The 25,987-nt window shown below is 40.9% G+C and carries 22 protein-coding genes; 6 read left to right on the forward strand and 16 right to left on the reverse strand.

Annotated elements, in window-relative coordinates; translation table 11 throughout:
- Window positions 1-3: 3 nt before the first annotated feature.
- Entirely contained in the window at window positions 4-2,283 is a 2,280-nt protein-coding gene (locus tag NSMS1_RS07815) for a hypothetical protein (protein WP_224092339.1), read from the forward strand.
- 88 nt (window positions 2,284-2,371) lie between these two features.
- On the opposite strand, the gene NSMS1_RS07820 is transcribed toward NSMS1_RS07815, so the two are convergent.
- From NSMS1_RS07820 to NSMS1_RS07855, 9 genes are all read right to left on the reverse strand, one after another.
- Window positions 2,372-4,648 carry an FHA domain-containing protein gene (locus NSMS1_RS07820; RefSeq protein WP_224092343.1) on the reverse strand — a complete coding sequence of 759 codons (2,277 nt, stop codon included), beginning with the start codon at window positions 4,646-4,648 and terminating at the stop codon, window positions 2,372-2,374.
- The gene (locus tag NSMS1_RS35315) at window positions 4,645-4,773 is read right to left on the reverse strand and encodes a DUF6760 family protein (RefSeq protein WP_317986585.1); all 129 of its coding nucleotides are present in this window, start codon (window positions 4,771-4,773) and stop codon (window positions 4,645-4,647) included. Before NSMS1_RS35315 ends, NSMS1_RS07820 begins: the two co-directional genes overlap by 4 nt.
- A gap of 17 nt (window positions 4,774-4,790) precedes the next feature.
- A complete protein-coding gene (locus tag NSMS1_RS07825; RefSeq protein ID WP_224092344.1) occupies window positions 4,791-5,174 on the reverse strand; it encodes a phage tail assembly protein in 384 nt (127 codons plus the stop codon).
- A gap of 58 nt (window positions 5,175-5,232) precedes the next feature.
- Window positions 5,233-5,583, reverse strand: coding sequence for a hypothetical protein (locus tag NSMS1_RS07830; RefSeq protein WP_224095155.1), 351 nt, complete (start codon window positions 5,581-5,583; stop codon window positions 5,233-5,235).
- Between the two features lie 117 nt (window positions 5,584-5,700).
- A complete protein-coding gene (locus tag NSMS1_RS07835) occupies window positions 5,701-6,192 on the reverse strand; it encodes a phage tail protein (protein ID WP_224092345.1) in 492 nt (163 codons plus the stop codon).
- A 151-nt stretch (window positions 6,193-6,343) separates the two neighbouring features.
- On the reverse strand, window positions 6,344-6,799 hold the full coding sequence (locus tag NSMS1_RS07840; RefSeq protein WP_224092347.1) for a phage tail protein: 456 nt from the start codon (window positions 6,797-6,799) through the stop codon (window positions 6,344-6,346).
- Window positions 6,800-6,855: 56 nt separating this feature from the next.
- On the reverse strand, window positions 6,856-8,517 hold the full coding sequence (locus NSMS1_RS07845; protein ID WP_224092349.1) for a phage tail sheath family protein: 1,662 nt from the start codon (window positions 8,515-8,517) through the stop codon (window positions 6,856-6,858).
- Between the two features lie 14 nt (window positions 8,518-8,531).
- Entirely contained in the window at window positions 8,532-9,380 is an 849-nt protein-coding gene (locus NSMS1_RS07850; RefSeq protein WP_224092351.1) for a Pvc16 family protein, read from the reverse strand.
- A 237-nt stretch (window positions 9,381-9,617) separates the two neighbouring features.
- Entirely contained in the window at window positions 9,618-11,555 is a 1,938-nt protein-coding gene (locus tag NSMS1_RS07855; protein ID WP_224092355.1) for a serine/threonine-protein kinase, read from the reverse strand.
- Between the two features lie 495 nt (window positions 11,556-12,050).
- On the opposite strand from NSMS1_RS07855, the gene NSMS1_RS07860 reads away from it, so the two are divergent.
- The 5 genes from NSMS1_RS07860 to NSMS1_RS07880 all read left to right on the forward strand — a co-directional run bounded on the left by NSMS1_RS07860 (window position 12,051) and on the right by NSMS1_RS07880 (window position 17,687).
- Complete coding sequence (locus tag NSMS1_RS07860; RefSeq protein WP_224092357.1) at window positions 12,051-13,328, forward strand: DUF4255 domain-containing protein; 1,278 nt, start codon at window positions 12,051-12,053, stop codon at window positions 13,326-13,328.
- The gene (locus NSMS1_RS07865; RefSeq protein ID WP_224092359.1) at window positions 13,325-15,313 is read left to right on the forward strand and encodes an ATP-binding protein; all 1,989 of its coding nucleotides are present in this window, start codon (window positions 13,325-13,327) and stop codon (window positions 15,311-15,313) included. The genes NSMS1_RS07860 and NSMS1_RS07865 overlap by 4 nt, the downstream gene beginning before the upstream one ends.
- 172 nt (window positions 15,314-15,485) lie before the next feature.
- Complete coding sequence (locus NSMS1_RS07870; RefSeq protein WP_263432584.1) at window positions 15,486-15,824, forward strand: papain fold toxin domain-containing protein; 339 nt, start codon at window positions 15,486-15,488, stop codon at window positions 15,822-15,824.
- 24 nt (window positions 15,825-15,848) lie between these two features.
- Complete coding sequence (locus NSMS1_RS07875) at window positions 15,849-16,217, forward strand: hypothetical protein (protein ID WP_224092361.1); 369 nt, start codon at window positions 15,849-15,851, stop codon at window positions 16,215-16,217.
- A 210-nt stretch (window positions 16,218-16,427) separates the two neighbouring features.
- Window positions 16,428-17,687: a hypothetical protein gene (locus tag NSMS1_RS07880; protein ID WP_224092362.1), complete on the forward strand. Its 1,260-nt coding sequence runs from the start codon at window positions 16,428-16,430 to the stop codon at window positions 17,685-17,687.
- A 93-nt stretch (window positions 17,688-17,780) separates the two neighbouring features.
- Here NSMS1_RS07880 and NSMS1_RS07885 read toward each other — a convergent pair whose 3' ends face one another.
- From NSMS1_RS07885 to NSMS1_RS07915, 7 genes are all read right to left on the reverse strand, one after another.
- Window positions 17,781-18,989, reverse strand: a complete 1,209-nt coding sequence (locus NSMS1_RS07885; RefSeq protein WP_224092363.1) for a DUF4159 domain-containing protein — start codon at window positions 18,987-18,989, stop codon at window positions 17,781-17,783.
- A gap of 70 nt (window positions 18,990-19,059) precedes the next feature.
- Window positions 19,060-20,091 (reverse strand): phage tail protein, encoded by a 1,032-nt coding sequence (locus tag NSMS1_RS07890; protein WP_224092366.1) that lies wholly within the window; start codon window positions 20,089-20,091, stop codon window positions 19,060-19,062.
- An 82-nt stretch (window positions 20,092-20,173) separates the two neighbouring features.
- Window positions 20,174-22,375: a putative baseplate assembly protein gene (locus NSMS1_RS07895; RefSeq protein ID WP_224092368.1), complete on the reverse strand. Its 2,202-nt coding sequence runs from the start codon at window positions 22,373-22,375 to the stop codon at window positions 20,174-20,176.
- Window positions 22,372-22,785 (reverse strand): GPW/gp25 family protein, encoded by a 414-nt coding sequence (locus NSMS1_RS07900; protein WP_224092369.1) that lies wholly within the window; start codon window positions 22,783-22,785, stop codon window positions 22,372-22,374. Before NSMS1_RS07900 ends, NSMS1_RS07895 begins: the two co-directional genes overlap by 4 nt.
- A gap of 197 nt (window positions 22,786-22,982) precedes the next feature.
- The gene (locus NSMS1_RS07905) at window positions 22,983-23,495 is read right to left on the reverse strand and encodes a PAAR domain-containing protein (protein ID WP_224092370.1); all 513 of its coding nucleotides are present in this window, start codon (window positions 23,493-23,495) and stop codon (window positions 22,983-22,985) included.
- 84 nt (window positions 23,496-23,579) lie between these two features.
- On the reverse strand, window positions 23,580-25,349 hold the full coding sequence (locus tag NSMS1_RS07910) for a VgrG-related protein (protein ID WP_224092371.1): 1,770 nt from the start codon (window positions 25,347-25,349) through the stop codon (window positions 23,580-23,582).
- Between the two features lie 30 nt (window positions 25,350-25,379).
- Window positions 25,380-25,898 carry a hypothetical protein gene (locus NSMS1_RS07915; RefSeq protein WP_224092372.1) on the reverse strand — a complete coding sequence of 173 codons (519 nt, stop codon included), beginning with the start codon at window positions 25,896-25,898 and terminating at the stop codon, window positions 25,380-25,382.
- Window positions 25,899-25,987: the final 89 nt, after the last annotated feature.

The following is a 25,987-nucleotide window of genomic DNA, read 5'->3' on the forward strand; positions in this document are numbered from 1 at the left end:
GGTATGCAAGCTAGTCCATTACAAATTATTGTCAAGCCGTCTGGGCTGCAATTAGGTAGATCAGGCGAGACTATTGAACTTTATATTGTAATTTTTAATCGAGGCAACCAGAGCGCTGTTATTAATTTAACTTTTCTTTATGGTGACGAATTTAAAAATCTCACAGGCTGGTCTAGTCCTCCTCAAGCAAGTTTAGCCATAGACCCCCAACAAGCTAGTGATGAAATCAAATTTGATTTACCAATTCCTGTAGATGCTTTACCAGGAACCTATGACTATACTTTAGTCGTAGATGCTCCTGTGCATTATCCAGAAGATACTCCTATTAACGTTCCCTTACAACTAAAAGTTCTGCTCCAAGAACAAACAGTAGTTAGGGTAAATGACCCAACTTTCTCAATCAAACCCAGCAGTAATGCTAATAAACCTCTGCTGTTCAATGCGAATGAATCTTCTTTACCTGTACAAGTAATAGTAGAAAATCGTACAAATCGTGTAGACCGTTTTCGCCTTACTTGCCCAGATTTAGACGAAGATTGGTTTACTATCACTTATCCGACAACTGGGGTAGAGGGCTTAGGGTTATCAGAAGTAACTGCACTGGGACTCAATCCTAATTCTCAAGGACAAATTTTACTAACATTTCACCCCCCAGGAGATACTTTAGCGGGGATTTATTCCCCGACTATTCGCTTATATTCAGAAAATTCTCCTGACTTGGTGCTGTTAGATTTGGTTTATATCCAAATTCCTACAATTTATCGTTTAGATGCTAATATACAGACTCTTTTAGCACAAGTAAGTCGTAGCCCCGCTAAGTATGAATTATCATTAGCTAATCAAGGGAATGTAGTCCGTCAATTAACATTTAACTTGGTCAGTCGGGATGAAGAACAACTATTTACTTATCAATTTCAACCTAATGAAATTAGATTATTACCTACTAAAAATTCTATCACGAATTTGTTGGTGAAACCTAAACCTTGGTGGCGCAGACCTTGGTTGGGTGGAGGATTAGTAATTAACTTCCAAGTCAACATCCAAGATGAAGAAAATTTTCCTATATCAAATACACTTCCTCAACTTAGTTTTGTCTGGAAACCCCGTCCTTTGTGGCAACTGTTACTATTAATTTTAATTGGTCTAGGTTTATTGGGCGGTATAGGATTAATTGTTTGGAAATTGTTACATCCAGACCCGGCAAAATTAGAAGATTTCGCTCCTAATAGCTCCCAACTTGTAGAAGGAGAGGAGGTAACTTTAGAGTGGAAGGTGGAAAACTATCCACAGTTAAAAAGATTAGAGTTAAATATTAAAGGTCAGCAACCAATCGAACCTAAGATATATGATTTTAGTAACGGGATTCCAGACGAATTAGGTAAGAGCGATGCGAATACAACACCTCCTTGTGTGGTGCAACAAAGAAAGGAACTGATTTGTAATAATGTGAAAACAGGGATAAAAGCTCAAGGAAAATATAATTTTGAATTAAAAGGATTTTATCGTCAAGGTACGCCGTTATTTTCCCGACTTGCGCAAACGGAAGCCCAGCCATTTCAAGTTGAAATCACTGAGAAACCAATAGCCCAAGTTCTAGATTTTAAGACAGATAAAACGCAATATAGAAAAGGCGACCCGATTAATTTAAGTTGGAAAGTTGGTAACTCTTTACTATTAAGGGAAGTGCGAATAACTGGTAATTCTGAAGACGGCACATTACTAAGTCAACCGTTTATTTATAAGTTTAATCAAGGTGCGATCGCTGATCCTAAACTGCAAAACCAATGCAAAGAAATAGAAAATCAACAGCTACAGTGTAATAATATCTCAATACCTGCTTTAAAAGCAGGCAAATATACTTTTATAATCACAGCTTTGTCTAATAACGGCAGTAACAAAAATAGTGCAAAGAAGACAGAATCAGCAATTGAAATATTACCCAAACCTTTTAGAATTATCTCTTTCACAATTAACGGTAGCGACCAACCCAATCAAGAGTTAAAAGAAGGAACAACAGCCACTTTATCTTGGCGAGTAGAGGGAGAAGATATAGAAGTCAAGCTTGATCCAATTATTGGTAATGTGCAGCCAGTTGGTTCAGAACAACTATTAGTTAATCAGGCTTTCCCATCACAAATTAAATTACAAGTTACTGATAAATCAGGTAAGCAGCCGCCACAAGAAAAAGCATTTGCGATCGCAGTTATCACACCACCACCTCCTACTCCTACTCCTACTATCCCTGTTGTACCTGAAGCAACACCTGCTATACCTAGATTCTAGAATTAATTTTAGTAGGCGTTAGTAAGGCGCGTTACACTGATGCTAACACGCCCTACCTAGATTTCATTAATCAAATATATGTCTTATATCAATTCTTAGTGTGTTTCAGATAATGTACAATCGCCTCTGCTGTTGTCAAATTAGTGGCTACTAACACCTGATTGATATTACACATTCTTAATAAAGTTTCCTCATTAGTTGGACTAGGTGCAGGTGTGAGGAAATCTCTCAAGAAAATAACTGCTGACACATCTCCAGAATTGAGCAGAGAATTAATCTTTTGATAACCTCCAGATGTTGGTGAGGGAATTTCTTCACTTACAGTCAGGCCAGCTTGTTGCTTTAAAACTTCGCTAACAGATGGCCAGCTAATGGTTAGACTGTGAGAGAAAAATTCTTGATTCTGAGCAACCAATTCAGCTATTTCTGACTTTTTACTTTCGTGAGCAATGAGGACTATATTTTTTTGAATTGTCATCTGACTTGGTTCGCTCTCAGTATCTGTTTCTAAATTATCAACAGCAAAGACTTCTTCAGTTTCCACAACTTCTTCAGGTGTTTGCTCAACTAACTCATCTGCATCGCTGATTTCTGGTGTAGAAATAGCGGCTTCTGGCTCTACAGTTTCTACGCTAGAAGGAACATCTGCTGTTGTCGATTCTTCAATCACTCCTGGGGTAGAAATAGTTATTTCTAGTTCTACAGTTTCTAAGTCAGAGGTAAAATCTGTTATTGGTTGTTCATCTATTTCCGTTGTAGATATAGCGTCTGTTGTTGCTAAATCCTCTTCGGTAGAAGTCAGGTCTGCTGTTGCAACTTCCTCTGTTATTTCTGGTTCTACAGTTTCTAAGTCAGAAGTAAAATCTGTTATTGGTTGTTCATCTATTTCCGTTGTAGATATAGCGTCTGTTGTTGCTAAATCCTCTTCGGTAGAAGTCAGGTCTGCTGTTGCAACTTCCTCTGTTATTTCTGGTTCTACAGTTTCTAAGTCAGAAGTAAAATCTGTTATTGGTTGTTCATCTATTTCCGTTGTAGATATAGCGTCTGTTGTTGCTAAATCCTCTTCGGTAGAAGTTAGGTCTGCTGTTGCAACTTCCTCTTTTATTTCTGGTTCTACAGTTTCTATATTAGGAGTGACATCTACGTCAGAAGTAACATTTACTGTTGGTTCTTCGTTTACTTCCGTTGTAGATATAACCTCTGCTGTTTCTAAATCTTCTCCGGTAGAAGTCAAGTCTGGTGTTGTAGCTTCTTCTGTTATTTCTGGTTCTACAGTTTCTATATTATGAGTGACATCTGCTGTCACTGCTTCTTCAGTTATTTCATCTGTAGAAATAGGTTCTTCTGTTAGCTGAATAGCAGAATCTTCTAATTGAGTGGAAGCGTTTTCAACTTCTGATGTTTCTACATTACCATCATTAGACACATCTACATCTTCACTATCAGTTAGTGATACAGGAATACCCACATCACGAGGCTGTACAGTTGTGTATTCCTGTAAAATTGGTGTATCTAAATCAATTTCTTCAGAACTAATAGTTAATGATGGTTGAATAACTATATCGCGTGGTTGTACGGTTGTGTATTCTTGTAAAATTGGTGTAGCTGAATCCACATTTTGACTATCATCGCTTGTAGATAAATCATCGACTGATGACGATGTTTGGACTAGATCACGAGGCTGTACAAAGGTTAAGTCTTCGGCGATCGCAGTGTTGAAATCTAGATTTTCATCACTCTCAACTGTCTCTGGTTGTTCTTCAGTAAAAATATCCTGTGGTTGGACAAAAGTTCTTTCTTCGACAATGGGATTTGCGGGTGCTGTAATTATCTCTTGATTTTCTGAGGAAACAGCATTAACGCTTGCAGGAACTTCAAACACTGCAACTTCTTCTTGAGTTTGACTAATAACTTCTGGTGTAGATTCAGCAATTACCTCTGGTGCTTTATTCGTAACACCAGCAACACCAAAACTTTCCGATATTGGTCTAGAAAACAGTGCAGGATCTATCACCCTAAATACTGTTTCTGGCATTTGCTCCGCCGCAGGTTTAATTTCTTCCATCGTGAGAATGTAATCTCCGATTTGGATAGAATCACCATGTTTTAAAAGATATGGCTGATTTTTTTCAAGCAATTTGTTATTAATTACCGAACCATTTCTACTACCAGTATCACAGTAATAGTAATTTCCTGATTGAACAAAAAACTTACCATGAATCCGGCTAACATCTGGGCTTTCTAAAGGTAAATCGCAATCAGGGGAACGTCCTATTATGCACTCTCCCTTGGGTGTAGTTGCTACTACTAAATCGAGTTCATTTACCTCATTTTGTGTTGGTAAAAAGTTGATTTTGACTTTCATATTAATTTTTCGTTAATTTTATTAATTTCTGTTACCCATCGCTGGCGGTAACTGTGTTCTAAATTTAAAATATCATCTTGTGACCAATGAAAATGATAAGCAATAAAAGCTACCTCCTCATACAAAGTATCTGAGGGGTAGCTTATGGCTTTTCCGCCAGTTCTAGCTCTACAGAAAACTGAGTGTTACAGTGAGGACACTGAGTAGGAATATGTATATTACCTTGCTGATTAATTCGATTGTAAAATTCTCTTAAGTATGCAATGTCATGTAATAGCAATCCTTCGAGGACATCAAGACTAACAGTGTTAAAACTCCCTAAACGTGTAATGACACGAGATAACATGACTAAATCACCATAAGCAGGAGTTTCTTGTACTTTGCGTTCTTTTTGTACCAAAATTTCATCTTTGGCGGTGGCTAAACGCATTTTGCCATGACGATGTACGCGGTTTTGGCTATCAATCAAACCTCGCGGAAGAGTAAAGTCAAATTCTGTATATAGATGATCCTGTTTACGAGACATAGATAGCGTCAGCTACAAAATTCATAAATATGAGCAATGCAAGGTTAGTAATAAGAACTTAATTTCTGACTACTAACTCTTCAGAGGAAGCGCCTTTTTCCTCTGGTAAAGAGGTTTCACCTTCTAAGCCATTGATATGACGATAAAAGTCTTGGAGATAGTTTAAATCTTGGGCGAAAAAGTTTTCTACAATAGCCGGACTTACTTCAGATAAAGCACCCAAGCGAGTAATCACACGCGACAAGATAATGATTGTGGCATAAGCTGGATTAGCTTTCACACGAGGATCACGCAAAGGCGCAATCTCATCTATAGCCGTTGATAAGCGCATAACACCCTGGCGGTGAAGATTACTTTCTGAGTCAAGATAACCTTTGGGAAGTGTAAATTCAAACTCTGTGGGGAACATATTTGGGAAGTGGGGAGTAGGAGGAGATGAGGAAGTGGGGGAAGTGGGGGGAGACAAAGAAGACAAGGAAGCACAGGAGAAACAACTGTCAACTGTCAACTGTCAACTGTCAACTGACTATTTGACTCTCTTAAATTCCTCAAAAGCAACTTCAATTTCTTCGATTTCTATGTCGCCACTGCGAGCATTGACATCGGCAATTTTATAACTAGCCGGCCAAGCACCAGCTAATTCAAATCTTGCTTGTTCTACGCCTGCTTGGTCATATACACTCAAAGAGGCATTTTTGCGTTGTTCAGCCCATTTGCCTTCTTGAACGGCTTCAAACCATTTCCAGATAGTTAAAGAGTTGGTCATACCTCTCTTGAGAGTAAGATTACCACTCTTAATATTTCCGGGAATTTTGGTTCTGACGACTTGACCTTTGTCTGATTTACCCCATTTATTGGCAGTGACTTCAGTAATTTCAATAGCATCTTGAGTTCTTTTAAAGCCTTGACACTCTAAAAAGAAACCATCTACCTTATCTTGTTGACCGTCTAGTGTCAAACCTAAGTAGAACCGATGGGCTGTAAGAATTTCTGGAACTTGACCTGCTGTTTTCGGCACAGTTTTAGCCAGGAGTTAGGATTGGGGGTTGAGAGGAGATGAGGGAGGAGAGGGGGAAGATGAGGGAAAAACCCACCTCTTTCCCCTCCTCTCAGGAGAAAAGGAGAAAAACTATGAACCGTTGACTAATGACTAATGACTAATGACTAAATCATTTGACACGCTTAACGCCTTCGTGAACCAATTCGATGGTTTCATTGGCCATATCTCCACCAGATGCAGTTAAGGTAGGGCCAGTATATTTACATGGGTAACAGTTGATAATATTCCACCGTGCCTGCTCATTCCCTTGTTGGTCATAAGCAACTACTGAACCTGTCTTCCGGTTTTGCGACCACTGTCTGGGGTCGCCCATGTCTTCGTTACATTTTTGATACCAATCATATAAATCTTTATCGACAGTAGCAATCAACTTCAGTGTAATATTAGTAAATTTTACCACTGTAGGCGTTGCTTGACGTTGTATCTTGCCACCTTTTGACGATCCATGAATATCTTGTGCTGGAGTGCTTTCAACTCCAAGACCACCTACTTCTTTAATAAATTTATCAGTGATTCCGTCAGCTTCAAAGTAAAATTTACACGCCGTTAAAAATTCACCTGCCATACTGGTTTAAACTCCTTTGCAATAAATGATATAAAGTACGTTCAAGATTGATTCTGCTATTGTTCATCTTCGATGCCATTCCATTGGCTAACGCGGAAGATAACAAACTCCGCAGGTCTGACGGGACAAACTCCCACCTCAATATATAGACGGCCTAAGATTCTAGTTTCTGGTGGGTTAAGTTCTTCATCACACTTCACATAAAATGCTTGCTGTGGACTAGAGCCAAATAATGCACCTTCCCGCCAAATTCTTTCTAGGAAGTTGCTGACGGTGCGTCGGACACGCGCCCATAAATCTTCGTCGTTGGGTTCAAATACTACCCATTGAGTACCTAACTCAATTGATTTTTCGATATAACTAATCAAACGGCGAACACTGATATAACGCCACTCAGTTTTATCTGGTTCAACAAGAGTTCTAGCGCCCCAAATGCGGATACCACGATTGGGGAAAGTGCGAATACAGTTAATTCCCAAGGGGTTTAAGAGTTCTTGTTCGCGGAAGTTGGTTTCATAACCTAAACCGATTACGCCTCTGGGTACTTCGTTAGCGGGAGCTTTGTAAACACCTCTGGTTTCATCGGTACGCGCCCAAACGCCCATCATGTGACCACAGGGAGGTATGAGAATGGGATTACCGCGATCGCGTGGATTAGCAACTTTAATCCAAGGATAATACAAGGCGGCAAACATGGAACGACGGTTAAATCTATTCAACCATTCCACTACATGCTGAGGTTTGGTAGCTTCTGGAGGCGGATCAATTAACACCATGCGGTTGGGTGGATTGGGAATATCACCACTGGCTGAACCTTCGCACATGCTGATCATCAATTCCATGATGCCGTGGACTTGATCCAAGTTCAAAACATCTGCTTGATATGCCCGCATTAAATCAGGACAAGCCAGCATGGTGATTTCATCAATTTCAAAAATCCCCCTTACCCCTGTGCGATCATCACGTACCCCTTCCAAATCGCTGTACAATCTATCGACTGAAGCTGGGACAATGGGGGGTGCGAGTTCGTATTGACCATTCGTCGGACGGCGGGATAGGGGCTGTCCACTTTGAGAAATGTCTTCTGCAAGGACATACATGGAGTTTCGCAAAGCTGCGACTGCATAGGTGGCAATTTGAGCGGGAGCTTCACGGTTCATGGTTAAGTTCTCGTACTGCTCCAACACCTCGTCACCACGACGAATCTGCACAGTAAAATACTCACCAGTATTCGGAGGAGCTTCGCCTTCTGTCCCTTCTGGTAAAGCACGCGGCCCACCATCGATAATCAATACATTGACTGCGCCGCCTGCTGCTTGTTCAGGACGTAAGGACAAGCGCAGAGCTGGACGATTGCCTCTACCATTAATTCTTAAGGTGGCTGGTTCTGGGGTGGGTGGCTTGGGTGCGCCTGGTAACTGAGTACCAATGCTAGTTACCCAACAACGACCACCACCATTCATAAAGTAGCCATAGACAGCAAAGGGTAAGTAGGCGTTAAAGTCGGTGAACCCATCGGAATTAGGACGAGCAAAATAGTTGAGATATTGCGTCCAATTGGTAACTAACATGGGCTTGAATAACTCAGCCCCATCACGAATATCTTCAGTAAAACCGACAAATCCTGCGATCGCCGTACTCACCCCTTCAATCGGGCGACTCCCACGGTCAATTTCTTCGATATAGACACCGGGAGCAAAGTAATCAAGTCTGGCCATAAAGCAACCTAAATTTATTCAGGAGTTAATAAGATTTCTTTGAACGTATAACTTGGGCTATCAACCAAGACATTGACATTCACAGGTAAATAGCCAGGACAATTGACTGTTAAAACATAATTGCCTATACGCAAATCTTCAAAAAAGAAAAGTCCCTCTTGATTGCTGACTACAGATTTTTCAGTCCTTAAGACAGCAACTTTGGCATCGACTAAAGGCTGATTAGCTACCGCACTTTTCACAATTCCCGCGATCGCTACTCGTTTGGTAGCCACCGAACCATTACCGTTCGTGCCATTAGGATGATATTGGTTTTGTAAATTGAAAATTCTTTCTGAAACTAGAGGAACAGGAACTGGCTGTGGCTCGAAGGGTATTGTTACCGTCAAATACAAGCCAGCACGCAAAGGCACATTCAGAGCGCTCCATAAAGAGCCAATCTCAATTGTAGGATCAAGCGCAACAGTCATAGACAAATTGCCATAACCCCGCAATTCTGGAACCAAAAAATCTTCTTGCAGAGCGCGATGACGCAACAGCACATTCAAAGCTTCACTTAACAAGTGATGCTCACCTAACGCCGTTCTATCCCAAGCTGTTAATAATATAGATACATCAAACCAACTAGGCGACCAATTGACCGTTGTAGCTTGCAGACTATTGCTTAACTTGCGATCCACTTGCCTACCGGAATGTTGTATTTGTTTACTCTCGCGTAAGTCGTAAACATACAAATTGAGAGTCGGGCCTGCACCCTCTTCTCTGCGATGACTCGGATGATTAAAGTCGATTTGCTCGGTACTGCTAAGTGAGGTTCCTCCAGCTAGAATTTCTGCTAATGTTTGAACAACAAAGATAAGCATGAAAGTGTTTGGCTGGTAGCTAATCCAGATGCCTCTAGGATATCTGCATCAGCTATTTAAAGGTAATTAGACTTTTGTCGATAGTTTGGTCATTAGTCATTAGTCATTAGTCCATAGTCAACAGTCCATAGTCCATAGTCCATAGTCATTAGTTATTCCCCCCTGCTCCTCTGCTCCCCCATCTTCCCCCACTCCCTCATCTCCCACCCTGTGGGAAGCAAGCTACATCTCCCCCCTCTACTTCTGGGTTGAGTTCGGTACATTAGGCGCATTTTGAGAATTTTGATTTGTTTGTATATAAAATATGAACATTCCGGCAAAGAAGGCGAGGACAACTGCTAACCCAATCCAGAGATTTCGTCCAAAAATGGGGGAATTTTTTTGTTCGGCTGCCTTGTTTGTCCTTGGTTGAAAGATTGTGTTATCCGATGTGTTCCTGGTATTCTGAGGGTCAGTAGGTCGTGGTTGATACAGAGTATTGTCTGAATCTCCAAATGCTTGATTTTGGTTAGGCTTTGGCTCAGATGAACGGCGTTGTTGAAAAATCGTGCCATCTGGTTGATTTGGTTCAGTTGGCTGTAAAGGACGGGGAACTGTTTCGTTATTTCCAGAACTAGGGGTAGGACGGAGTTGAAAAATCGTGCCATCTGGTTGATTTGGTTCAGTTGGCTGTAAAGGACGGGGAACTGTTTCGTTATTTCCTGCACTAGGTGATGGACGTGGTTGAAAAATTGTCCCGTCGGGTTGATTTGGTTCAGTTGGCTGTAAAGGACGGGGAACTGTTTGGTTATTTCCCTCACTGGGTGATGGACGTAGTTGAAAGATTGTTCCTTCGGGTTGTTCTGGTTCGGTTGGCTGTAAAGGACGGGGAACTGTTTGGTTATTTCCTGCACCGGGTGATGGACGTGGTTGAAAGATTGTCCCGTCGGGTTGTTCTGGTTCGGTTGGCTGCAAAGGTCGAGGAACTGTTTCGTGATTTAACCCTTGATTATAGACAGGTTGATTAGTTTCCTGTTGATACAAGGGTCGGGGAACTGTCTCGTTATTTAACCCCTGATTGTATGCAGGTTGGTTAGTTTCCTGTTGGTGCAAAGGTCGAGGAACTGTCTCGTTATTTAACCCTTGATTATATGCAGCTTGGTTTGGTTGCTGTGTTTGCAAAGGACGAGCAACCGTTTCTGAATCGAAAGCTGGTTGAGGTTTAGCTGGAGTTGGTTCTGGTTGTGTAATGGGGTTAGGTGTTGCGGCGCGGCTGGCTGCTTGCAAAGCCTGATTTAGTTCTGCTACAGATGCAAAGCGATTATTAGGGTTTTTTTGTAGGCATTTCAGGACTACAGCTTCAATTTCAGGGGATAATTGCTCACATCCGGGTTGTGATCGCAATGGTGTCGGTGGTTCATAAGCATGAGCTAAAACCCAGGATGCTTCACTAATATTACTACCCTTAGTGCTGAAACCAAAGGGATCTGCTGCACTGAACATTTCATACAAAATAATCCCTAAACTATAAATATCTGCCCTGGTGTCTAGATTCTGCTTGTTTTGAATTTGCTCAGGTGCAGCATAGCGAAATGTACCAATAAAAGTGCTAGTGATATTTGTCTGTTCACTAGAGTCACTACGGATTTTAGCGACACCAAAATCTAAAATCTTTACCCACTCTCCTAAATCTGTAGGCACAAGAAAAATATTGTCTGGTTTAAGGTCACGATGAACTACTTGAATATGTTCACTGCTGCCATCTTTTTGTAGAATGACTCCTTGATGCGCCAACTGTAAACCCTGACAAACTTGAGAAATAATTTTTACTGTTCTTTCTACAGATAGTCTATGTTCTCGCAGCAGTAATTGTCGCAATGTTTGACCACGCAAATACTCCATCACATAGAAGGGATATCCTTCGGGAGTGACACCACAATCACTAATTCTGACAATGTGGTCACTTTGCAAAGCCGCACAAATCGACACTTCTCGCTCAAAGCGCTTTCTCATCTCTTGGGATGCTACTAACGTATCTTTGAGTAATTTTAAGACTACCTGTTGACCAACACGGGTATCCGTTGCTAATAAGACTTCTCCCATACCACCGACTGCTAAAGGTTTGTCTATGCGGTATCGCTGGTTATCACCTACATAGCGCCCATTCCAATAATTTGAAGAAGGTTGGGAGTTCATCTGATAGCAGCCATCCTCTGTTTAATTTCAGATTTCAATTTTGTAGCAAAAAGAATAATAATTATGACAAATCTTGCATAGTCAATACTTAAGTATGATAGTGATTAATATAATTAAGTTGAACTAGATTTAATTCTCATTTCATATCATTACTCAAGTTAAACCAAATTTCTCGTTTTGATAAGAAGTTTTAATAAACACTTAAAATTTCCCTACAGAAAATTATTTAAAGGTTGACACAGAGCAAACTATCAAATTTCCTTTAATTATATTGTTTTGTCTCCTCATTCATCCTAGTGTGTCTTAGCTAAGGATTTTCTTATGAGGCGGCAAAATATATATCTTTATCTGCTCAGGAGTAATTCCTGGTGAGTCTGAGTATAGATTAATCAAAAAATTACAGATTTTATTACGAGCAAGAATGTTAAATTTTTAGCAAAAAGCTTTCAGGAAATCCGGTGTAACCTATGATTAACCTGTGCAGGTGCGTGGGAGATGATGATGAGTAACGCGCTCTCTATAGTTGCTGTAACGGCAGTGCTAAAAGACTTGCTAGAGAATGGTTTAGTTAGTGACTCTATTACTGCTAGTGTGGGTGATGTGCTGGTTACGGCTTTACCACCAGATTTAATTAAAGTGGGAACTGATGAGCGATCGCAACTTAATTTCTTTCTCTATCATGTAACACAAAACCGCAACGTTGACTGGGTATCGCCAGAATTTCGCTCTAAGCACTCACGAGTCAATAAAAGTCAACGCTCGGCTAATCCACCCTTAGCTTTAGACTTACATTATCTGTTAACAGCTTATGGGGCTAAAGATTTTCAAGCAGAACTGTTGTTAGGTTATGCCATGCAATTACTGCACACAACAACAGTTATTACCTCAGATTTGATTGAAAATGCCTTAAAAAACGCCTCTACCAGCAATACTACCAGTTTGATTTCACAGGCTTTAGCTGGTGTCTCTATATCTAAATTAGCTGAACAAATTGGACAGATTAAGCTTTCACCCGAATTTTTGAGCATGGAAGACAATTCCAAAATATGGTCTGCCTTGCAAACCCACTATCGACCTTCGGCTAGTTACTTAGCTTCGATGATATTAATTGATAGTCAGGAAATAAATTATTCAGAATGTGGTAACACAGGACTCTGGAATGAACCAAGTATTGAGCAAGTTACAGCACTGACACAAACACAGCCATTAATCTTTGCAGGTAATACTATCATGATTCGTGGTAAGCGTTTACGTGGTGAGATTACCCGTATTCGGCTGAATAACACTGAAAAACTATTAGTACCAGAAAATATTAAAGAAACACAAATTAGTTTCAAGTTACCAGATGATTTGTATATTGGTGTACAAACTATACAAGTTGTGCATTTAACTATAGCTAATGCCGGACACATAGAAAATATGACATCGAATGTGGCGGCTGTGATTATACATCCCAAAATTTCTGTACTATTGCGTCAGGTAGTAGATAGTGCCGCAGAATTACACTCAGTTGAACTCACCGTTAAGTTTCATCCTCAACTGAGGAAAACACAACGAGTAGTTTTACTTTTGAATGAAATATCTAGTCCTCATACTTTAGCCCAATCTATCGTTGTCTCATCACCTGATGATGATACCGACGTGATGAATATTGCTGTAAAGAATATCCAACCAGGAACCTATCTTGTCAGAGTGCAGGTAGACGGTGTTGCCAGTCCATTAGAAATGAATCAAACAGGGGAATACCATTCGCCACAGGTAACAATTCCATGAATGCAACAACAGTTAATTACAATTGGCATGAGGCCAATGAGCGCTACTTATTAGCAGCTTTAGGTATGGTACGTGATGCGATTGAAACATACGCACACAAAACCCAGTCATCCACGTCTTCAGCACAACAGCAGAAACAACAAACTATAGAAACGGCAACGGCTGATATGACAGCACCACCCTTATTAGAGCGGGTATGTCAGCTATTTGGTTTATCCGAATTTGAAAGGGATATACTGCTAATGTGTGCCTGTATGGAATTTTATGGTGATTTTGCAGCTTTATGTGGGCTAGCTCAGGGAGACACACAAAAAACTTATCCTACTTTAAGTTTAGCCCTTGCTGCCTTACCTAACCCCCATTGGGATGCGATCGCCCCTGATGCTAAATTACGATATTGGCGATTGATTGAGTTGGGTGAGGGTAGAGCGTTAACACTTAGCCCCCTACGGATTGATGAAAGAATTTTACATTATTTAGTGGGTAGACAATATATAGATGAGAGATTGGCGGGGATTGTTGAACCCATACCAGAAGCCAGAGAATTAGTCCCATCTCAACAGCAATTAGCCCAGCAAATAGCAGCCGTGTGGATGCAGTCATCTCAGACTGAGAAGTTACCAATTTTACAACTATGTGGTATTGAACCCATAAGTAAACGAGCGATCGCCTCTACAGTCTGTAAAATATTAGGTGTGAACCTGCACATTATGCCCGTTCAGGTTGTGCCATCCGCACCCGCAGAGATGGAAACTCTGTTGCGTTTGTGGGAGCGAGAGTCAATTTTAAGTAACAGCGCCCTACTCATAGACTGCGACAAAATTGACATAACAGACTTAACTCGTACCCATACCATTGGACGCTTCCTGGAACGCATTAATGGTTTAGTATTTGTCACAAGTCGAGAAAGAATTGCTATACAGCAACGCCCCATAGTCAGCTTTAATATTCACAAACCCACCATCGAAGAACAAAGCCTACTCTGGCAAAGCAATTTAGCCCAGATCCAGCCGCAATTAAATGGGCAAGTGAGAAAATTAGCCACCCAATTCAACCTTAGTCCCAATACTATCCGCGCCGCCTGTGCAGAAGCTTTAGGACAACTAACTGGGGAAAAAGAACAAGATATCGGGCAAATTCTCTGGGATGCTTGCCGCAAACAAGCCCGTCCTCACCTAGACGAACTCGCCCAACGTATCCCCCCCACCGCCACTTGGGAAGATTTAGTATTACCCCCAGCCCAAGCGGAAATGTTGAGAGAAATTGCCGCCCATGTGCGTCAACGTGCCACTGTGTATCAAAATTGGGGATTTGCTGCTAAAAATACTCGTGGGCTAGGTATTAGTGCCTTATTTGCTGGCAGTAGCGGTACAGGGAAAACCCTAGCGGCGGAAGTCTTAGCCCAGGAATTGCACCTCGACCTCTACAGGATTGATTTATCATCGGTAGTAAGTAAATATATTGGCGAAACTGAGAAAAATCTGCGTCGGGTATTTGATGCTGCCGAAGAAGGCGGAGTTATCCTATTATTCGACGAAGCAGACGCTTTATTTGGTAAACGTAGCGAAGTTAAAGATAGCCATGACCGTTACGCCAATATTGAAGTTAGCTACCTGCTGCAACGGATGGAAAGCTATCCAGGCTTGGCAATTATGACAACCAACCTCAAGAGTTCCATCGATACAGCTTTCCAGCGCCGTATTCGTTTTGCAGTCCAGTTTCCCTTTCCTGATGCAGCACAACGTGCCGAAATTTGGCGGCGAGTTTACCCAACTAACACCCCTACCAATGGCTTGGATGCGAAGAAGTTATCACAATTAAGTGTAGCTGGGGGTAACATTCGCAACATCGCCTTAAATGCCGCCTTCCTCGCCGCCGATGCTGATGAACCTGTGCAGATGAAACATTTATTACGGGCAGCACGGACAGAATACGCCAAGTTAGAGAAATCGCTGACAGAAGCAGAAATTGGCGGTTGGGTTTGAGAGTAAAGGAATGGCAAACAATAGCTAATGACTTTACACTTAAGTCGATAGCGAGTATTGATATATCTATAGTTTCGGGAAGCGCGATTACTTTAACGTTTAAACAAGTTTAAAATTATGTCAGGAGGTAGATTTTCTGAATGATTTCCCAGATAATTTAGCCATTGCAGAAATTCATAAAGCTATTGGTAATATTGTCATTAGATTTCCACTACTTCATTGTGAAGAATGTGCAAATACACTTAAAAAGTGGCTCAAACAACGCGGGATTCAAGGTAAACTTTGGCGACTATCAACTAAGTATGACAATGAAGACTTTATTCTCAGCGAGCGTTTAGAACAACAGGGTTGCGTTGAAACTATCACTGAAAATGGTGTTCATTATGGAGTTGAAGTTTTTGGTAAAATTTTCGATAACCTTTCCGAACAAGGGCTATCACCAGATGACTGGATTAATGATTTTACTTCCTTATCTAATGAGTTTAAGGTAGAAGTAATTGAGGAGTTTTAAACTTTTTTAACGGAGTTAAGGTGAATGAGTGCATTATTTAATTTACTAGAGAAAATTAAAACCAAACCAAGCTTATATTTGGGTACAGCCTCCGTGAGTAATTTACGGATGTTCATTCTCGGCTATCGCTTTTCTCGTGATGAATTAGGTATCGTGAATACTGAAACAGAAAGTGATTTCTATAAAAACTTCCAACCTTGGCTACAGAATCGCTTATCTATTCGCACTGTTAACGCTTGGGATAAAATTATTCTACTCACTTGTATTGATGAAAAATCTGCATTTGATTACTTTTTTCAACTACTAGATGAATTTATCCAACGAGATAAAAGCCAAGATATTGACCCGATTCTATCTGACGCATCCTCTAAAAATTCTCCAAAGGTTGCCTAAAAAATATGATAATTAACCAAGCGATCGCCTATTCTACAAATTAAGCATTTCCCCACAAGTGATCGCATTTAACTGTATTTTATCGAAAAGCGATCGCCAAAAGACTTTTTGTAGCAAACGTCAAAAACTAGACTAAAGTCGAACCAACCTTACCTATAGCTGGGTGAGATAATATTGTCATAATTAACTTGTTAATTTGTGGGGTTAGCGATGAAACAACGGCAGCAAATTCTCAAAAAGGCTGATTCATCCGCTACTGTATCAGAAGAGGCTCAGTTTCAATCGCACCCATCGACGCACAAAACGCAACAGCAGACAAATACGCCGCTTTCGCAAACAGAAGCAGAAAATCAAGAGTTTCAACAGCAGCAAATTGAGGCGACAAAATTAGCAATTCAAGCCAAACACGGCACTATTACCCCAGAAGGACAGACACAACTTACCTTACTACAAGCCAAGATGAATGATGTGCTGCATAGGCGAGTTGAACAAGGTGCTGGGTTTGGTCACAATTTGGAGAATATCGCGCTGCATCATCCTGATAGAATACCATCTGTGCAGGCAAAGTTAGCGATCGCTAAACCAGGAGATAAATTTGAGCAGCAAGCAGATCAAGTGGCTGGTATTGTAGTTAACCAAATTAATCAAAAAACTATCCAAAAACAAGGCACATCACAGGCTACAACTAGCCAGAACAAAGAAAGCAATGTTGAAGAAGCAAATAACAGCGCAGCAAATTCCAAACAAATATTTTTGAGTAATTATGCAGTGGCGAAAGAATTAGTTCATGGCATAGATGAGACTTTACCAAAAGAAAAAATTCTTGAACAACTCCTGCATAATTTCAAGAATATATCATTTAAATATACAATGACTTATAAGCAAGGTGTAACTCTGCTAAAAGGAACCAGAGAAGGAGATTGTCGGACATTAGCAGAAGCTTTTCAAACAGTAGCGCAAGAATATTTTGGCATTCAAAATGTCACAGTTGCACAAATCAAGAAGCCTTTCTTAAGCGAAGCTCCTGACACTTTATACCAAGGCAGAAAACGTAATTGCGATAACGGTAAACGGTGGTTTTTCCAAAATCATTATTGGGCTACTTGGAACAACACAGTATATGATGTTTTATTCCTCAGTAATAAACGTCCAGAAGTAGACATGGCAAGACAAGAAAGTCCACTCAAATCAATGTTTATGCCAGAGGGAGAATATTTTGAAACCGAAAAGGGTAAGGTTGTTTATCCTCGCAATCATGAATATTTAACTATTGAATTAGGTATGTTTGAAAAGTTGAAAAACTTTATCAATAACCTTGGTAGATGGTTAGCCAGAGATATGAGTTCAATTATCAATCAAATCAAGAAATTGTTAAGCAGAGGCGGAAATAATAATAGTGATTTTGAATCTTTAATCAGAGAAGTACAAAATAACAAAACGAATGAAATAAATGCAAATAATCCAAAATAATAATCTCTTAACTTTGTGCCTCTGTGGTAAAAATAATTTATTAAACCACAAAGTCACGGAAAACACAGAGATAAATGCCCACTCTACCAAATATTACCATTGTCCAGAATTATCTTCTTGTTGTAAGCCTAGTAACTGTCGCCGCTTCCAAGCATAGTTGAGTATATTAATTCCTAGTTCTTGCGCTGTACGAATAGTTAACCTGGGTAAATTAAATTCCCTGTCTATTCCCCAAGCAGAGGCTAAATCACCAACTACTAAAATTATTCCTCCACCTAAGAACAATTGAAGTAACTGTTGATTGATAATAGGTAAAGCTGCAAATAGAAAAGGTTTTGTTCTTAAAGGATGACTTCTTTGTAACTCTGTTAATGGTCGTAAAGGAGTTTCTAATTGCTGTGCTAAAGCATGGGTACTTTCAATTAAAGCATTAGCATCTAACGGCGCATCAACCAATAATATTCCACCTGAATCCAAATAATTTTTCAGTGAGTCAAACTCAAAACTATTTAAAGATAGTGACTGTTTACCTGTCAGATAAAGTAAATCGTATTCTTGAATATTTTCTGATAGCGCCACCTCACTGGGTTCATCAGCACCGCGTAAGTGTGAATATAAAGGTTCTACTGATTGTAATAGGTACGCAAGGTTGAAGAAATTACGCGCATATTCACCATCATCGCTACGAGAAACCTGCGCGATTTTCACTAAGGCTTGAGGACGTGCTTGTGCGTGGCGGCGATAACGTAAATCAATATTGTTATAACCAGGATAAAAAGCATCGGCTGGTTTACTAATTGTAGTTTGTCCTGGCTCTAACCAAATGCGGCAAATTTCAATTTCTGATGGTTCTGGCGGAGAAATTTTTTGGTCAATACGATAGGTTTCTTGGACAATATCTCTTTGCTGTCTATTGCGCAGTTCGTCAGGATCTACATAGCTCACTACTAAGTAAATCATGACTGGTTCAGAACTAGCTACTTCTAAATTAATATCAACGTCACGATATGCTTGGGGAGAAACAACTATTAAATTTCCCATGACATCAATAGCAATTCCTGGCTGAATTTGTACCCAACGTCCATCTCTGTATTCTGCGCCTGTTTGACGGGGTGCAGGAATTGGGCGAACGCCTAAACCACAGACGATTCCCGGTTGGTGTAAACTTTGAAAGTATGCGTTTTGCCGTTGACGGTGATATTCATGGGCTTTACTCCAACGTTCAGCATTGATGAGTAACCCATCTGAAGGATTTAGGCGTTCAAAAGGTTGAATTTGTGGCGGTGGAAATGGGTGAGTCATATTAATTGAAAATTCAAAATTCAAAATTCAAAATTAAAGACTAAGTATGATGAGCGAGGTTACTCTACTCTCAGTTATTAAAGTTTTCTATGATTAATTCATAGGTACAAAAAGCGGGTTTTTCTTGGTCAATGATACGGCGGATTAATTGCTCATTGAGGTTGATGTGAGCATGATGAGGACGTAAGCAGACTCTAAAGTTATATGCTTGACCACCTGCTAAAACTGCACTACCTAATTGTGCTGTTCCTAAAACGAAACTGGGGCCAAAAGGCTCGGTGATACTAATATGTTTTTCCGTTTCGTTAGTTATATCCTCATCTAAAGGTAAGCCTGTATAAAGGTGCAAATATAGCCGTAACCCTTTACGAGTTCCTCGCCAACGATAAAGTTCAACTGCACGGCGAATTAAACGCCGTTGTTGATCTAAATTCCAAACTGAATCTATTTGCCACCCCACCCAGTGAGCTAAAAATGGTAATAGTGCCTTTGGTGCTGTCAAGGGGTCAAGGTTTGCCCACATGACATTAAAACTATCAATAGCTGGTTGATAAGCCTGCTCAAATATCTTCATGAAGCGACTAATAAAGTCTACTTCCCGATATAAAACGGGCAGAAATTCCATGTAAGCACTGTGAGGACGGACATATAAATTAAAATATTCACTGTGCTGAATTTGTTCTCTGTCTGTACCTGAATCAATTGCGATCGCCACTAAGCTACGAAAGTCGAGATCCAATTTATCCTTTTGTCCAGGAATAATCGCCTGTTGATCCTCAAAAAAGGTGGCGGGAACGGTGAAATAGAGAACAGCATCCATCTGTCCTCGCGCCGGGATTTCATTTCCTTCTGTACCAATTTGACACCACTCAACAGGAAAGTTACCTTCAACTTTGAGACTCACTCTAATAGGACGTTGTTCTAAATTCTGCACTTGCACAATCATCTCGCTAGGTTCCCCTGGATGCAGAACCAAACTTTGGGCTGTTGCATCCATCCTTTCCGGCTTAGTGAAAGCTAACCCCGCACCTGGTACAGCCTCCGGTATTTGCATCGGGGTTAAGTTAATACGAACCGCAGGGCTAGAACGACTTTGTACCATAGAATTTAGGGAGTGGGGAGCAGGGAAGAAAAACTAATGACTATGGACTAATGACTAATGACTAATGACTAATAACAACTGTTTAACGATTGCTGATTTGAATATCGTGTCCCGATCGCAAACTAGTATCAGCCCAGGAACAGATTAAACCTTGACTACCGGGATCTATGATTTGTTCTGGGGAAGATTGCCGTCTCCATGTATCTCCTTGCTTGCGGATGGCAAATAGTAAAACTGACTCTAAATGCCTGACACCAGGGGTTTGTTGCAGTAAAACCATAATCTCTGAAATGTAAACGGGTCGTCCAAATGGCCAACCTTTACCCTCCATCCCGCCAGTGAGAGGATTGAGATATTTATACAGAGCTTTTCTCAGGTTACGTAAAATTTCTGCTCTGGCTAACGGGTTATTATAAGCAGGTTCTAAAACTACCTCAGCTTGCACAGAAACGCCTACATATTCCGGTTCTTGTAGTTGTACTTGTACTCCTAGCAATCTCCTTTCGTCTAAATATTTCAGGACTTGTTCTTGCAATGCTGGACTGATGGCAAATTGTTGTGGTGGGATACCTTCACCTAGTTCAATACCATCTGTATTGGCGTAAGGGACAACTAGTAAACCAACTGTACCAGCTTGTCTATTAGCACCGGCTGGTAAACAACGGACTCTAGCGATCGCACCTGCGCCTGCTTGTTGGGCTAAAACTTCAAAATCTTCGGCTGTAACAGCGCGATCGCGGGTACGCAACATGCGCGGCGCTCTAATTACTGCTTGTTCTAAAGATTCCCCATCTGCACCGTTAATTGCTGGCGGATAATTAATTACACTGGCTACATAGGGATATGCAGATTTCAAAAACTGGATTGAGCCACTCTGTACATTCCCTTCCCTACCGCCACCAGTACGATAAGCCAACATTCTAATTTCTGCACCCCTTGGAGGTACAGCCCCGTACTGATGTTCTTGGGCGTTTTCTATGTCACTGGCTTGGACAACCGTTTCATCTGTATTGGTCGGTTCTTGGATGCGCGATCGCACTTTTGTTTGGCGTTTGAGTTGTCCAGGTTCCCGAATCAACGGCCCAAACTGCACCGTCCCGGTGATGGAATCGATGGTGTAATGCAGGTCTTGGGCGCTAGAATCGGCAAAATCTCTCACTTCGTGCCATGTCTGCGGTAAACCACCAGGGGGAGTGACAACTATATACTCATTTTCCCGCCGTTCTAACACTGGTGGCATGAGTAACTGATAACTCTGTCCTGGTTTACCATTACTAATTCCCAAGCGTTCATCTTGAATCAGGGTGCTGTGGGTAGCCCTCACAGTTCCACCAATTGACCGCACTGCTAACCCAGTAATTTGTGGTGGACGGTTGTAACCCTCTTCATTTGAGTTTGGTGTAATCAAGCGACAACGTAACCAGCGACCCCTGTAAACGGTAAAGGTAGTTACAGGCCAAGTCTGCGGTAAATGCAGGCGTACATCAGCACCTTGGGCGGGGTTAGTACCTTGTTGTTCAATTTCATAGAAGCTGAAACCTTTGGTATAGTCGTCGGCTTCTTTTAATAAGACTGGTTGCCAATTTTCTCCATCCCAAGCTTCCCAAGTGCGGGGCGGTTGATTGGGGTTAATGCCTGTGGGGGTGGCGGCTGCGCCTTGGAAGGTAATTTCTAAAACATTACCATCAAGAAGGTCATTAGAATTAATAACTAAATAAAAACAATTGCCTACTTGGGGTTGTTCACTAAATATAGATTGTTCATTCCCTGCCCACAAGCCATTAGGTTGACGAGTCCAGACATTGGCTAACCTTTCGCGTAGAGATTGGGGGATGTCTTCGGTGGCTTGGGCAGTTAAAAAGTGCTGAATCTGCGGTTTACCAATAATGAGAGGCGAATCTGTACTAAATGTAATAGCTGGGGTGGTTTCAGTGCGTACTGTTGAGGCTTCCAGACCTGCGGGAATGGTGTAGGCTTCGGGTAGGTCAGAACTTAAATAAAAAGTTAATTCTGTATGTGCTGGGGCTGGTGGTTGGAGACGAATACCGAGTAATTCTAAAAAGGCTACATAATTTTTTCGGGGTACTTGGTTAAACCTAAGTAACATTTGGTCAGTTAACCAAGCAAATAACTCAATCAGCGTGATTCCTGGGTCGCTAAGGTTATGGTCTGTCCATTCGGGACAGTAGCGAGGGATACGCATGATACTTTCTTCTACTAGATCATCGAAGGTGCGATCGTCTAAGTTAGAAGATGGTAATTGTGGCAAAAAGTCGAATTTCACAGTTCCTCTCCAGCTGCCAGCAAATAGAATGGGTACACAAAGTTGTAAATATCGGCAAAATCCTTCAGCCGATAATTGATGATGATGTTGACTCTGCCACGTATAGGGTCTGGTTCGGTCAGAACTTCGTCTACAATAATTCGTGGTTCCCACACCTCCAAAGCTTCCAATACGTAAAGACGTATCCGCAGTAGAGTATCAGTATTCAAAGGTGCAAACGCCAACTCCGACAAGCGCGAACCAAAGTTAGGTCGATAAACGCGCTCACCAACTCCCGTTCGGAGAATAATCCAGATAGACTCTCTAACCTTTTGATCTTCACTACTGGTTTTGATTCCCCCTTGCAAACTCAACTGCAAAGGGAAAGCCCAACCATTTCCTAGATAATCTTTTCGCTGACCATAAACCATATCAATTCAAAATTCAAAATTCAAAATTCAAAATTAAGACAGTCATATGTAACAGGAGTTTGTTGGTGTCTATCTGTCTCACTCTTTTTTAAATTGGTGTTATGTGGCTATGACATCTATTAAAAAGATACCGACACCCCAAGCCTACGCCTATTCGCCAAAAGTCGAACAATAATTCGTAATTTTTCTGTCAACCATCAACCACCAATCAAGACGGTAACATCGCCTTTGACAATTTTATTAGTAGGGCCTAATGCTTCGAGGATGGTGTCGCCCATGCGGGAGGCGGGTAAACCATTGATTAAAACTGTTTTACTACCATCAATTACTACACCAGGGCCGTGGGGAGGAATAGGTAAAGGAGTAGCGCATTGATGAATGTCCGCCATTCCTGGAGGAGAGGAGGCGGCGGCGGCAGATATCATGCTACTCATGGTGGCGGAGGCAGTGGCTTTGGTGGCTTGTTCAGCAGCTAGGGCGGCGGGTGCGCCGGGAGTACCTGCTGCGGCTTTGGTCGCAGCTTCCGCCGTTTGGATAGCGATATCAAATCCTTGTTTAGTAGACTGTAAAGCGGGAAGGGCAGTTGCAGGTATTCCCCGCCAAGCTGGTAAGTTGCCAATGAGTACGTTAGGGCTACCGGGGCCTCCTGTTAAGACTGGTGGTAAGGGATGGGCGACGTTATCGGTAATTCTGGCTGCTGGTTTGGACATGAGGAGGAAAGAAGGAAGTAGAGTGTTTATGGATAATTTTTTAACGCAGAGGGGCGCGGAGGTTAGCGCGGAGGGGCGCGGAGATTAATTGAGTTTAATTAACGCACCTTTGATGGTGATTACACCAGTGGCGTTAATATCGAGATTGCCTGTTGATTTAATAGCGACTGATTGACTTGCATCGTTCATTTTGATGCTATGACCACCAGTGGTTTCAATAGTAATTGATTTACCTCTATCATCCATTTTAATAACATGACCACCAGTGGTTTTAATCTCTATGAACTGATCGCTATCATTAAGATAAATTTTGTGACCTTTGGTAGTTTCCAAACGAATACCTGCTTTACTGCCTCCTTTATCTTCTTCGATATACTGTAGGGTGTGTCCTGTACGAGTTTTGAAGGTACGTAATCTTACACCTTTAACAACTGAATCAGCTACTTTTTCTGGTGGTGCATCTTTACCGTTCCACACTCCACCAAGTACATAAGGACGATGAATATCGCCGTGTTCAAAACCTACTAAAACTTCATCATTTACTTCTGGTAAACAATCAAAACCACGATTAGGGCCTGCACCTATAGCGACTACTCTCGCCCAGTTACTTTCATCTGTTTCGGTTAAGGTGGGAAACTTAACTTTTACTCTTCCCCAACCTTTGGGGTCTTTATTATTGGTGACAATTCCTACTAAAAATGTTTGCCCTGGTTGCAGGTGTGTTTGTGTGGATAGGGTAGAAAATAAATTGCCTGGACGTAAGCCGCGTACACTAAAATCTGTTGTATAAACTCGCTGGCTGTAAAAGTGGCGTGTTTCTGTAACATAATATTTACCACTATAGCGATCGCCCATACCTTGAAGATTGATTATTCGCCCTGGACGAATTTGGGGGTTTCCGTAGGCTTGAGCATCCGCATAGACAAATTCTCCTCCGAGTTCATCACACAAAGCCTGAGCCATCTTTTTGGCTTCGTTCTCTGTCGCCACGGGTTGATCTACAACTATCATTTTCGGGGTGGGGGGCTTACCTTTGAATGCTGTACTGGTTTTACTTCCTTTCCCATTCCCTGTTTCAGTAATTACTTTTTCTGATTTGGCTTGTGAGGTAATCAATTTCTTTTGGGTAAAATCCCAACTCCGCACTTCTACAGAATCTACTTGTTCTGCATTAGTCACGCGCACACTAAATTTACTAATTTCATCTAGCCATTTCAAATTTAATGAATTTTTGCTTTGAGGTTGGCAAAAATTTAATTTTCCATCCTCAATAAATAATTCATATCCAATACGCGCCGCCCGTTCTCTCAAAAACTCCATATTAGTTTGGTTTTCTTGAAAGACGTATTCATGCTTCACGCCACTAGAGTCTATTTTTCCTATCGCTATACCGACTTCTCCAGCTATTTTTCTGACTATATCACTATCCATTTGGTTGAGGAATGAGCGATTATAGCGCCCTCTATGTAGGCGATGAGAAATGTCATAACCCCGGACAATCACAGGTGCTTCTGTTTTCTCATTAAAGTGAGTTTCTATACCTGTAATTTCCCCTTCAATTAAAAAGTTTTCTAATTTATCCTTAAAATTTCTATCTTGAGTAGTGCTAGAAATGAAACCTATTTTTATTTCCTTGCCAATCTTAAATAATTTATCGTGTCGCCACTCTTTATATTCTGAACGGTTAACTGTAGTCAGATAACTATTATGTATTACCAGGGTAAACATTGCTGGTAAATGGAGGCTTTCTTCTACAGTAATTTGCAATAAATCCTTCATCAATTCAGGAGAAGCATTTTGTCCCTCTATCTGAATTTTAGGTTCACTTAAATAAAGGCTACGGTCTGCTGGCATAATGATATATAATTTTTATTAGTAATGTTGTTAATGGTCTAATGCTGAGTTTGCTGTACGATTTGCGCCTTGAGAAGCTGATTGTTTACCTCCAGGCATATTATTTTTATCTACTTCCTGTAAGGATATTTCTACTATTGCCCTTACTGGAGTGCCGTCAGTTAAAAACATATTCAATGTATAAGTTAAACTTGTCATAACACAATAGAAATACTCACTTCCCCAGGTCAATATGTAAACTGGTGGGCGTTGATCAGGGGAGCCATTAATGGTTTCTACTCCTTTTTTTATCTTATCTATATACTTCTTCATTACTGATTCTTTAGTTTCATAAGTATCAAAAAGTAACTGCTTTAAAGTAAATTTGTAAGGCTCAACTCCAGAAAAATTAACTTTAGGTAGTAGAGTAGTTCCTCTATTACCTTCATTACTCGCCCAACTTACGCTACGGGAAAAACTAATGTCTGTGGGATTAAACATTAATTCAATATCTGGCGCTTCACCTTTATAGGCTACAAGTTTTGCTTTTACAAGTGTTTGGTTAGCCATTAAATGATCCTTACTAAAATTGTTGAATAGTACTTATATCAGTCAAAAAATTGATGTAATATTTGATAGATAGCTAAACTAGGTTTTAA

Source organism: Nostoc sp. MS1 (assembly GCF_019976755.1).
Classification (GTDB): domain Bacteria; phylum Cyanobacteriota; class Cyanobacteriia; order Cyanobacteriales; family Nostocaceae; genus Trichormus.

Bases quoted from the DNA above. Each gene is read 5' to 3' on its own strand.
- NSMS1_RS07885 (WP_224092363.1), bottom strand. From the start codon at position 18,989: ATGACTCACCCATTTCCACCGCCACAAATTCAACCTTTTGAACGCCTA.
- NSMS1_RS07850 (WP_224092351.1), bottom strand. From the start codon at position 9,380: ATGCTTATCTTTGTTGTTCAAACATTAGCAGAAATTCTAGCTGGAGGA.
- NSMS1_RS07900 (WP_224092369.1), bottom strand. From the start codon at position 22,785: ATGGTTTATGGTCAGCGAAAAGATTATCTAGGAAATGGTTGGGCTTTC.
- NSMS1_RS07890 (WP_224092366.1), bottom strand. From the start codon at position 20,091: ATGGTACAAAGTCGTTCTAGCCCTGCGGTTCGTATTAACTTAACCCCG.
- NSMS1_RS07905 (WP_224092370.1), bottom strand. From the start codon at position 23,495: ATGTCCAAACCAGCAGCCAGAATTACCGATAACGTCGCCCATCCCTTA.
- NSMS1_RS07880 (WP_224092362.1), top strand. From the start codon at position 16,428: ATGAAACAACGGCAGCAAATTCTCAAAAAGGCTGATTCATCCGCTACT.
- NSMS1_RS07845 (WP_224092349.1), bottom strand. From the start codon at position 8,517: ATGGCCAGACTTGATTACTTTGCTCCCGGTGTCTATATCGAAGAAATT.
- NSMS1_RS07840 (WP_224092347.1), bottom strand. From the start codon at position 6,799: ATGGCAGGTGAATTTTTAACGGCGTGTAAATTTTACTTTGAAGCTGAC.
- NSMS1_RS07830 (WP_224095155.1), bottom strand. From the start codon at position 5,583: ATGTTCCCCACAGAGTTTGAATTTACACTTCCCAAAGGTTATCTTGAC.
- NSMS1_RS07815 (WP_224092339.1), top strand. From the start codon at position 4: ATGCAAGCTAGTCCATTACAAATTATTGTCAAGCCGTCTGGGCTGCAA.
- NSMS1_RS07820 (WP_224092343.1), bottom strand. From the start codon at position 4,648: ATGAAAGTCAAAATCAACTTTTTACCAACACAAAATGAGGTAAATGAA.
- NSMS1_RS07875 (WP_224092361.1), top strand. From the start codon at position 15,849: ATGAGTGCATTATTTAATTTACTAGAGAAAATTAAAACCAAACCAAGC.
- NSMS1_RS07865 (WP_224092359.1), top strand. From the start codon at position 13,325: ATGAATGCAACAACAGTTAATTACAATTGGCATGAGGCCAATGAGCGC.
- NSMS1_RS07915 (WP_224092372.1), bottom strand. From the start codon at position 25,898: ATGGCTAACCAAACACTTGTAAAAGCAAAACTTGTAGCCTATAAAGGT.
- NSMS1_RS07860 (WP_224092357.1), top strand. From the start codon at position 12,051: ATGATGATGAGTAACGCGCTCTCTATAGTTGCTGTAACGGCAGTGCTA.
- NSMS1_RS07910 (WP_224092371.1), bottom strand. From the start codon at position 25,349: ATGCCAGCAGACCGTAGCCTTTATTTAAGTGAACCTAAAATTCAGATA.
- NSMS1_RS07825 (WP_224092344.1), bottom strand. From the start codon at position 5,174: ATGTCTCGTAAACAGGATCATCTATATACAGAATTTGACTTTACTCTT.
- NSMS1_RS07855 (WP_224092355.1), bottom strand. From the start codon at position 11,555: ATGAACTCCCAACCTTCTTCAAATTATTGGAATGGGCGCTATGTAGGT.